General features: G+C 55.0%; 4 protein-coding genes and 3 tRNA genes. All 7 read left to right on the top strand.

Annotation, left to right across the window (positions count from 1 at the left end):
• Positions 1-145 precede the first annotated feature (145 nt).
• The gene (gene birA / locus HNP49_RS18485) at positions 146-1,099 is read left to right on the top strand and encodes a bifunctional biotin--[acetyl-CoA-carboxylase] ligase/biotin operon repressor BirA (protein WP_184685784.1); all 954 of its coding nucleotides are present in this window, start codon (positions 146-148) and stop codon (positions 1,097-1,099) included.
• Positions 1,089-1,838, top strand: a complete 750-nt coding sequence (locus tag HNP49_RS18480; protein ID WP_184685782.1) for a type III pantothenate kinase — start codon at positions 1,089-1,091, stop codon at positions 1,836-1,838. Before birA ends, HNP49_RS18480 begins: the two co-directional genes overlap by 11 nt.
• 1 nt (position 1,839) lies before the next feature.
• Positions 1,840-2,514, top strand: coding sequence for an SPOR domain-containing protein (locus HNP49_RS18475; RefSeq protein ID WP_184685780.1), 675 nt, complete (start codon positions 1,840-1,842; stop codon positions 2,512-2,514).
• Between the two features lie 142 nt (positions 2,515-2,656).
• Positions 2,657-2,741 (top strand) — tRNA-Tyr (locus tag HNP49_RS18470).
• A gap of 25 nt (positions 2,742-2,766) precedes the next feature.
• Positions 2,767-2,840: transfer RNA gene (locus tag HNP49_RS18465), tRNA-Gly, on the top strand.
• Positions 2,841-2,863: 23 nt separating this feature from the next.
• Positions 2,864-2,939 (top strand) — tRNA-Thr (locus HNP49_RS18460).
• An 83-nt stretch (positions 2,940-3,022) separates the two neighbouring features.
• Positions 3,023-3,312 (top strand): GTP-binding protein (locus HNP49_RS18455; protein WP_256574523.1); only part of this gene is annotated, 290 nt, incomplete at its 3' end.

Raw genomic sequence — 3,312 nt, 5'->3', positions numbered from 1 at the left:
CATGTGAGAGTAGGTCATCGTCAAGCTCCTATCCCAAACCCCTGAGCCTCGCAAGAGACTCGGGGGTTTGTCTTTGCGCGTTATTAAGTTGGTTTGCAATGGCTGGCTCGCTCTATATGATTCGCCCTTCTGAAAAGGGGTGTTTATGCACGAGCTGTTAGCCTTGCTTAGTGATGGAGTCTTCCACTCTGGGGAGCGCCTGGGTGAAGTGCTCGGGGTATCGCGATCTGCGGTTTGGAAACGCTTGCTACTGCTTGAAAAAAGTACAGGCCTGCGCATTCATAAAGTTCGCGGTAAAGGCTACCGCCTTGAACAATCGTTGATATTGCTTGATGTCGAGCGATTGAGGCGAGACTTGCCCTATCCCGTAGTAGTTCTCGGCGAAGTCGACTCGACAAACGCAGAGGCGCTGCGCCATCTGGCTACCAGTATGGTGGATGAGCCGCTTCTTTTCGTTGCAGAACAGCAAACTGCCGGCCGCGGTCGACGCGGACGCAGCTGGGTCAGCCCCTACGGTGTGAATCTGTACCTCAGTTTGCTATTGCCTGTGGCCGACTCTTCGCGTCTGGAAGGATTGAGCTTGTTGGTCGGGTTGGCGGTCCGTCGAGGCCTGGTTGCATGTGGTTACCCGGATGTTGAGTTGAAATGGCCCAATGACCTATTGCTTTCAGGGGGTAAAGTTGCGGGCATTTTGCTGGAATTGGCCGGTGATCCTGCTGATGGCTGCCATGTCGTCGTAGGGGTGGGTATCAATGTCAATATGCAAGGTAGTCAAGCAGGCATTGATCAGTCCTGGAGTTCCCTCGTTGGCGACGCCGTGCAGCCAGTTGATCGCAATCTGATTTTGATAGCTGTAATGCGTTCGTTGCATGAGCTTTTATCTGCAGGTGCTGCGGGGAGATTTTCAGCGTGCCGAGCCGAGTGGGAGGCTGCGCATGCCTGGCAGGGGAGGGCTGTTTGTCTGAGTACGGGGCCGCAGTCGATCTATGGTGTGGTGCTGGGTGTCGATGAGCGAGGTGCCTTGCGTCTGATGTGTGAAGGTGAGGAACGGGTATATAGCGGCGGAGAGCTTAGCCTGAGGTTGTCGAATGATTCTTGAGCTCGATTGTGGCAATTCGTTGATCAAATGGCGCGTTCTTTCAGCTTCTCAGTCGATGATTGTGGAAGGCGTAGTGCAGGGCTCGGGTGAGTTGCTGGATGCTGTGGCGGTAGTGGCGTGTGCTCAGATCCACTTTGTGCGCATGGTCAGTGTCCGTAGTGATGTGGAGGTTGCGCAGTTGGTTGATTTGCTGCGCGAAGCTTATGGAGTTGTAGTCGCGGTTGCTTCCCCGGCGCAGGTGTTGGCGGGCGTCGCCAATGGCTATGAGGATTATGAGCGCCTTGGGTTGGATCGCTGGTTAGCGCTAGTTGCTGCCTATCAGCGTTCATCCAGGGCAGTTCTGGTGATTGATTTGGGCACGGCAATTACCTCGGATTTTGTTGGCGATGACGGCGCTCATCGTGGTGGCTTCATTTGCCCAGGTTTGCCGTTGATGCGCAGTCAGTTGCGCACGCATACGCGCAAAATTCGCTATGGCGATGAAGAGGGCTTAATGGTGCGCGGGTCAATCTTGCCGGGGCGCAGCACTGCTGAGGCGGTTGAGCGCGGCTGCTTGCATATGGTTCGTGGCTTTGTCGAGGAGCAGGTGTCACTGGCAGCGGAGTTGCTGGGTAACTTCGATGTTTACCTGACTGGGGGGGATGCGGGCCTGGTTTCCGATATGTTGCCGCAGGCGCGTGTCTGTGCTGACCTTGTTTTTGCTGGCCTGGCGCTGGCCTGTCCGTTTGAGGGGGCTTGAAATGCGTTGGGTGTTTCTGTTTCTGCTTGTATTGAATCTCTTCTATTACGTCTGGCATCAGCAGCAGGCGCCGCTGCGAGCTAAGGAGGTTGCGCCGCTTGCTCTATATCAGGGGCAGCAGCGCGATATCCGCCTGTTGAGTGAGAGTGATGAGGTGCCGAAGAAGCGCGAGGCGCTTCCTGCCAGGGCGCAGGAAGAGATTTGCCTGTTCCTGGGTAGTTTCGCAGCCGAAGATGAGGCGCGAAGAGTTGAGCAGCGCCTTGTGAGTCTTGATATCGCGTCCAGTGTGATGCCGCTGGATGTGGCGGCAGGAGTCGACTACTGGGTGTATTTACCGCCGCTGGCCTCGCGCCAGGCTTCGTTGCGGCAGCTGAAAGAACTGCAGGCGCGGAAAATTGATAGCTACATCATCACCCAGGGGGATCTGAGTAATGGCATTTCTCTGGGCATGTTTCCGCGGATGGAGTCGGCAGATAACGTTCTATCGCGTTTGCGTGAGGCCGGCTATGAGCCGTTGTTGCGCGAATTGCCACGTGCGCAGCGTAACTACTGGGTGCGTGTCGAGCCCTACGCTCGGCGTCTGATGGGGGATGTGCTGCTTACGCAATTGGGTAATGACTTCAATGGCTTAGGTCATCAATTAATGCCGTGTGAAGGTGTTGCAGTCGCGCAGTAGTTTGCATAGAATGGCGCCCGCTTCGCAGGGGTACGGTTTAGCCGGAATTCAGCAAGGCGCTGTTCAAGCAGCTAACCTCAAGTTTTTTAATGAGAAATGCTTGACAGTAGGGTGGCAGATATAGAAAATGCCGCCTCACTTTGGAGGGGTTCCCGAGCGGCCAAAGGGATCAGACTGTAAATCTGACGTCATAGACTTCGAAGGTTCGAATCCTTCCCCCTCCACCAGATTTAAGCGTGAGCCGTACGCTCCGCGGGCATAGTTCAGTGGTAGAACCTCAGCCTTCCAAGCTGATGATGCGGGTTCGATTCCCGCTGCCCGCTCCAGATACGGTTTAGGCAAATGCTTCGCTCATGTAGCTCAGCTGGTAGAGCACACCCTTGGTAAGGGTGAGGTCAGCGGTTCAAATCCGCTCATGAGCTCCATACCCAAAGGCAGATAAGCAATTATCTGCCTTTGTTTTAATGGTGGCGTGAGTCGCTAGTTTCTCAGAAGGGAGATAGTGTCGATGGCTAAAGAAAAATTTGAACGTAATAAACCCCACGTCAACGTCGGCACTATCGGTCACGTTGACCACGGTAAAACCACTCTGACCGCTGCTCTGACCCGTGTCTGTTCCGAAGTATTCGGTTCCGCCAAGGTCGACTTCGACAAGATCGACTCCGCTCCGGAAGAGAAGGCTCGTGGTATCACCATCAACACCGCGCACGTTGAGTACGACTCTGCCGTACGTCACTACGCGCACGTTGACTGCCCGGGTCACGCTGACTATGTGAAGAACATGATCACCGGTGCTGC

It is taken from the genome of Pseudomonas fluvialis (genome assembly GCF_014207935.1).
Lineage (GTDB): Bacteria > Pseudomonadota > Gammaproteobacteria > Pseudomonadales > Pseudomonadaceae > Aquipseudomonas > Aquipseudomonas fluvialis_A.
The sequence above is the reverse complement of the archived record's forward strand: the minus strand, read 5'-3'. Positions and strand labels throughout refer to the sequence as shown.